Source organism: Schnuerera sp. (genome assembly GCF_035459645.1).
GTDB lineage: Bacteria > Bacillota > Clostridia > Tissierellales > Tepidimicrobiaceae > Schnuerera.
The window spans coordinates 1-6,298 of sequence record NZ_DATHXO010000526.1; the positions used below are offsets into that span (position 1 = coordinate 1).

5 protein-coding genes, 1 pseudogene and 1 riboswitch are annotated in these 6,298 nt (G+C 29.6%); of the genes and pseudogenes, 1 reads left to right on the plus strand and 5 read right to left on the minus strand.

What is annotated here, in order from left to right:
• The 5 genes and pseudogenes from VK998_RS12295 to VK998_RS12315 all read right to left on the minus strand — a co-directional run.
• Window positions 1–533, minus strand: a 533-nt coding sequence (locus tag VK998_RS12295; RefSeq protein WP_325228788.1) for a cation:proton antiporter domain-containing protein, incomplete at its 3' end; no start/stop codon positions are given.
• Window positions 534–591: 58 nt separating this feature from the next.
• Window positions 592–650: riboswitch (Fluoride riboswitch) on the minus strand.
• A gap of 646 nt (window positions 651–1,296) precedes the next feature.
• A complete protein-coding gene (locus tag VK998_RS12300; protein WP_325228790.1) occupies window positions 1,297–1,851 on the minus strand; it encodes a GNAT family N-acetyltransferase in 555 nt (184 codons plus the stop codon).
• A 39-nt stretch (window positions 1,852–1,890) separates the two neighbouring features.
• On the minus strand, window positions 1,891–2,928 hold the full coding sequence (locus VK998_RS12305) for a DmpA family aminopeptidase (protein ID WP_325228792.1): 1,038 nt from the start codon (window positions 2,926–2,928) through the stop codon (window positions 1,891–1,893).
• Window positions 2,929–3,094: 166 nt separating this feature from the next.
• The gene (locus VK998_RS12310; RefSeq protein ID WP_325228794.1) at window positions 3,095–3,775 is read right to left on the minus strand and encodes a GNAT family N-acetyltransferase; all 681 of its coding nucleotides are present in this window, start codon (window positions 3,773–3,775) and stop codon (window positions 3,095–3,097) included.
• 159 nt (window positions 3,776–3,934) lie between these two features.
• Window positions 3,935–4,144: pseudogene (locus VK998_RS12315) on the minus strand (glutaredoxin domain-containing protein); the annotation flags it as partial.
• A 462-nt stretch (window positions 4,145–4,606) separates the two neighbouring features.
• Between VK998_RS12315 and abc-f the strand changes: the two are divergent.
• Window positions 4,607–6,076, plus strand: coding sequence for a ribosomal protection-like ABC-F family protein (gene abc-f, locus VK998_RS12320; RefSeq protein ID WP_325228796.1), 1,470 nt, complete (start codon window positions 4,607–4,609; stop codon window positions 6,074–6,076).
• Window positions 6,077–6,298: the final 222 nt, after the last annotated feature.

Genomic DNA, 6,298 nt, shown 5'->3' on the forward strand with positions numbered 1-6,298 from the left:
ATAGCCAAGATAAGTTCTCCAGACTCTACCCCTATAGATAATGGAACTGCACCCATTGCAGCTTGAACAGTTGCTTTTGGCGTATAGGATATTATACAAAATAGTCTTTCTTTCCAATTTAAATTTGTCTTTAATGTGGAAGGAACCACCACAGCTGGAGAAACTGCCGCAATTATAAATCCTAATATTCCCCCTTGAATAAAGGTGAAATTTAAAAATCTTGTTGAAATAAATGCAATTGTAAATCCTTCTATTATAACAGGTATAGAACTCATCTTCATTGCTATAATCCCATTTCTTTTTAGAGCTTTTTTATCAATTCCAAGCCCTGCTCTTAATAAAATAATAATCAATGCGATTTTTCTAAAATCTGCCGATGCATTAATCATATTCTGTTGTAATAAATTTATACCATAAGGGCCTATAACAATTCCTAATATAAGCATTCCCAATAATCCTGGTAACTTTATTTTTTCAAACAGCTTATTTGCTGGTAACCCTAATAATAAAATTGCTGCTAAACTTATTGCCAAAATATCATCTCCTTTATAATAGTTACAAAAAACAAAAAATCCTACAGATATACTTAGTATGTCTGCAGGAGTCATTAGCATTAAGCAGTTTTGGCGAACCCCATCACCATTATTTATTTACTAATAAGAGTATATTATGATTGTCTATTAATGTCAAGAAATTCAAATATATAATGAAATATAACATTCTTTTTAGAAACCACTGAATTGTAATCCTGAACTGAAGATGAAGGATCTTGCATTTGTGTCATTTATAGATTCTTCGCTAACGCTCAGAATGACAACTTAAGCACTTTTTCAGTGGTCTCCTCTTTTATGTGTTTTTTTAAATGCAATATCACATAAGCTAAGAATAAAGCCTATCATAAACCCAAAAACTACATAGTTTAATCTTAAAAAAACAGTAATTATGGAACATACTACTAATAAAGGAAAAAGAACTAACCATTTATAAATATATCTTCCCTTCCATTTTTCTGGTATTATATTAAATAGTAAAAATATTTTTGAGTTACTTTTCCTTAATTGAAAAAAAATAATGTCAAAGATAATGTGAAATATAAAAATTGAAATAATATGTTTTATAGACAAATTTATCACTCCCCTTGGATACAGCCTCTGTCAAAATACAAATAATTTTCATTATGTTATTTTGTTTTCGTCCAATATATAAGAAATGTTCACTAGTTCCCAAACCAGCTATTCTACAACATTTTCTTGTAATAATTATAAAACCCTTTTCTTAAAATTATCTTTAAAAATCCTATCCATTAAATTTTCCATTCCATTCTTTTCTCAACAATCCATATATAACACAATTTGTATAACCAGCTTTAAGTAGTTCACCATCTCGAATTATCCCTTCTTTAGTAAATCCAAGCCTTTCTGGAATAGCTCTGCTTTTATAATTGTCTTCTGCACATCTTATCTCTACTCTATTTAAATTATATATATTAAATGCATAATTTATAAATTCTATACATGCTTTCGTCATTATTCCTTTACCTACATATCTTTCGTCTAACCAATAACCTATACTTATTTCTTTTATGCTAGGGTTTATACCATGAAAACCAATAACACCTGCAAATTTCCCTTTATACCATATGCTAGCATCAAAACCATTATTAGCTGCATATCGCTTTTTACTATCTCTTATGAAGGATATGGTATCATCTACAGTTTTAGTACTATAAACCCAAGGCAAATACTTCCCTAAATGTTCTCTATTTGAATCAATTGATTTAAACATCTCCTCTGCGTGATGTATATCAACTAGTCTTAGTTCAATATTGTTATCAACTATATTTTTAAACATAAATTATCCCTCCAGTATTTTCTGTCTAATAAATCTCTACTACAATAAATCCTTTAAAGAGTATATTCTTTTTCCATCTCTACCAACAGAACTATCGGAACATATTAATGAATTCAATATAGCTTCTTCAGTAGCTTCAACTGTGGCTTTGAAAATTTTATTTATCTTGTTTTCATTAATAACTTTAATATCTACTAAATGGTTTTCTTCATAATGTTTGATTATATTGGCAGTTGAAAACCCTATGACCACTTCTCCACTTCCATTTCCTGTATAACTACCAGTTCTTGATATCCCAGGGTATACTCTTTTTATTACTCGATTAAGTTGCCTATATGACAAAGGAGTATCTGTAGCCAATATTGTAATTATAGATCCTTTGTCTTCTGTTTTATCAATTCCTTTAATCTTTTCAACTAATTTCTTTCCTATAGGTTCTCCATTTAAAATGAAGTCTTCTAATGAACCAAAATTACTTAAGACAAGTACACCTATAGTATATGGAGTGTTTCCTAGTTCAACAATTCTAGATGATGACCCAATGCCTCCCTTCAAACCATAACAAATCATACCTGTACCAGCACCAACATTCCCTTCATCAAATTCAATATCAGATTTTTCTATTGCTTCATAAATATGTTTTGGTTTTATATGAAGACCTCTAATATCATTTATTACTCCATCATTACACTCACAGATAATAGGATTTACAGTGCCAGTTGTATTCCCAATATCATCATTTCTACTAAGGATATATCTAACTAATGCTTCATGGGCAGTACCAACACTTAAGGTATTAGTAAGAATTATAGGTGTTTCTATAGTACCTAGTTCTTCAATCTGGATAAGACCAGTTGATTTGCCAAATCCATTTATTACATGACATGCTCCTACTAGCTTGTCCTTAAATACATTACCTTCATGGGGCAATATTGCAGTTACGCCAGTTTTTATAATTCCATCATCTAAAGTTTTATGTCCTACTTTTACTCCTTTTACATCAGTAATAGAGTTATTATTTCCTATTGGAAAAGTGCCAATATTGATCCCATGATCTCTTATTTTCTTGTATTTCATTCTTCATCACCCTTATAAAAAATAAATTAAATTATGATACCACATATAGAGAGCTAATTTCAAGAATTTTCTTGGAATTTAGTGAGTTTCGATTTTCTATTTAATTCATAGCTTAATTGAATCGTCTTTTTTAAAATAAAATTGTTTGAATAGATATTTTTATACTCTATAAACCCTTTATCATTATAAGACAAGGATTATGTTCACCCCAAATTTCTTTAATTTCTTCTATAGGGTAAAATCCCAATTTGCTGTAGAATTCTCTTGTTCCTTTATAATTCTTATCTGGATGACTTTCTCCCAGGGTTTTAACCATTAAAAATTTATAATTATTCTTTGTTAAATAACTTATGGCTCTTTCAACTAAATCTCTACCTATTCCTCTATTATGATATTCTTTAATAATCCCCATAACATATATTTCAGAAGTATATTCATTATTGACCTTTAAGCTTAAAAATCCTATAGGCTTATCATGATCAAAAGCTGCATAAAAAATGGTATCCTTTACTTTATCTACATATTCAATAATAGCTTCTTCTATTCCAAACCAATCTGGTAGTTTTCTAAGTATGGAATTAGTTATATTTGATTTGGATTTTGGGTCACTTATTGCTTTAATAAAATAATTCCTAGTGTTTGCCAACTCTTTAAGCAAAGCAGTTCTATCTTCAACAATTTTTTTATGTTGTTCATCTGTCCAATTTGGATTTTTATTCATCCAAAACTTTTCACATGGTATTTCCTCACATTCCTTGCCTTCTATAGCATGGCATCCCATACATTTTACCTCAAAAATGTGGCAATCACTACAGATGCATCCACATGCTCCAACTACTTTATTCAATATTATCCCCCCAGTTTTTAACCTTATTAAAGCATTACTTATCTACCATTCTAATAATCTTCTTTCCCCTTCTAATTCTTTTATCTCTATAATATCTTGACTAACTTCCAATACTCTCTTGCATTCACCTTTTGAATTCTTTAATGCAAAACTGTATATTCATACTCTAAACTCTTTATAATCGAAAAAAATCTGTTCTCCATCGTTTATAACTATACAAGGAAGCCCTACCCTTCCTGCCTTTTTAACTTCATCAAATTCCGGTCTATTATCCCTATATTTTAAAAACTTCTTTAGGTATAACATATTTTCAGTAATATCTAAATATAAGAACTTAATATTGTTGTTGGAAAGATACTCTTTCGCTGGCTCACAATCTGGTCAATGTTTACTACCAAAAACAATTATTTTCTCCATTTTCATCTCTCCTCCTAAGTTAATTATCTATATTTAATATATCATGGTCCTCCTAATTTGCAAATATATTAATAGTGAATATTTAGAATAATACTTGTGACTTTATACTAAATATGGTAAAATTAATGTGAAAATAATATTTGGAGGTTGTCGATGATTTTATTTCTTGCTAAATAATAAAATTTTATAGGGACAAAAATACAGCCATTATATTACCCTAGCATTTTTGTGTCTAATTTTAGCGAGAAATCTCTTATGAATATATTTATATTTTATTAAAGGATGATTTTGATCATCTTTTTTTATATATTTTTCTGCTGCCAAGAGAGCTTTCTCTTGGCATTTTTTATGGAGGTGAACAATATGAATAATACCCTTTTATACTAGAAGTATTTGAAGAAGGAGTGAAATTAGTTGTCATTAATAGATATTAAAAATTTAACATTTGCTCATATAGGTAGCATTAATCCAATTTTTGATGATGTAAGTTTACAACTAGATACAGATTGGAAATTAGGATTTATTGGTCGCAATGGTTATGGAAAATCTACATTTCTAAACCTTTTAATGGAGAAATTTCCCTATAAGGGTAATATCCATGTTTCTGTAGATTTGGAATACTTTCCATATGTGGTAAATAATCCAGATAATATGACCATATCAGTTATTCAAAACTTGAAAGGAGAATTTCCACTATGGAAATTGGAAAAAGAAATGAATTTGCTTCAACTTAAAGAAGATGTGTTATACAGATCCTTTTCTACCTTAAGCCATGGAGAACGGACTAAAATACTTCTTGCCACTATGTTTATTACAGATAATCAGTTTCTATTAGTTGATGAACCTACCAATCATTTAGATGTTCAAGGTAGAAAACTTGTAGCTGAATACTTGGCAATGAAAAAAGGATTTATAGTTGTATCCCACGATCGAGAGTTCTTAAATATCTCCGTTGACCATATATTGGCCATTGAAAAAAATAAAATTGTACTAACTAAAGGAAATTACGATACATGGCAGCGCAATAAGCATTTAGAAGATCAATTTGAGCTTGCACAAAATGAAAAATTAAGAAAAGAAATACGAAGATTAAAAGACTCAGCAAGGGAAAAAACTCTATGGTCAGACAAGGTTGAGAAATCCAAAATTGGTCAAGGTTCTGTAGATCGAGGATATATTGGTCATATGGCTGCTAAAATGATGAAACGCTCTAAAAACATTGAGAAACGTTATGAAAAAGCCATTGAGAAAAAGCAAAAATTACTTAAAAATATAGAGGCGATTGAAGCACTACAAATAGACCCTTTAGAGCACCATGTAGATACTCTTATAGAAGTAGACGATTATACAATATATTACAATGATAACCCTGTTTTTAAACCAATAAGCTTTACCCTCAATCAGGGTGAATGTTTAGTTTTGCAAGGTAATAATGGCAGTGGAAAATCCAGTATTATAAAAGCTATTCTAGATAAAAAACTACAAACCACTGGCCAATTGTGGAAAGCCAATAATTTAATAATATCTTATGTGCCACAACAATTTGATTTTTTAAAGGGCAGTCTATTCGAGTTTATTGATAATTCCAATATTGATAAGACTCAGTTTTTAACAATCTTTAGAAAAATGGGAATTCCCCGAGAACAATTTGATATTCCCATGGAGAATTATAGTAGTGGCCAAAAGAAAAAGGTTCTTTTAGCAAAATCCCTTTGTGAACAGGCTCATATATATATCTGGGATGAACCTCTAAATTATATTGATATCATTTCGAGAATTCAGATTGAAAATATGATTTTAGAATATGCCCCTACCATGCTCCTTGTTGAGCATGATAAAAAATTTATCGATAAGGTTGCTACAGATATTGTTGAATTGCATTAAAAATAAAACTAAGCGCAAGAGTAAAAATTAATCTTCCTCTTGTGCCTAGTTTTATAAATTATATTTTCCCTATATTAGCTATGGATTTTATTTCATTTCTAATTTCATTAAGCCTAAACAAAGATTTATTACCTAAACTTTTGTCTTTCTCTACTTCCATGAAAATATCCACTCCATACTTATACGGAATAAGTTGGCTTTCAATACAGTACTCAATCGCAT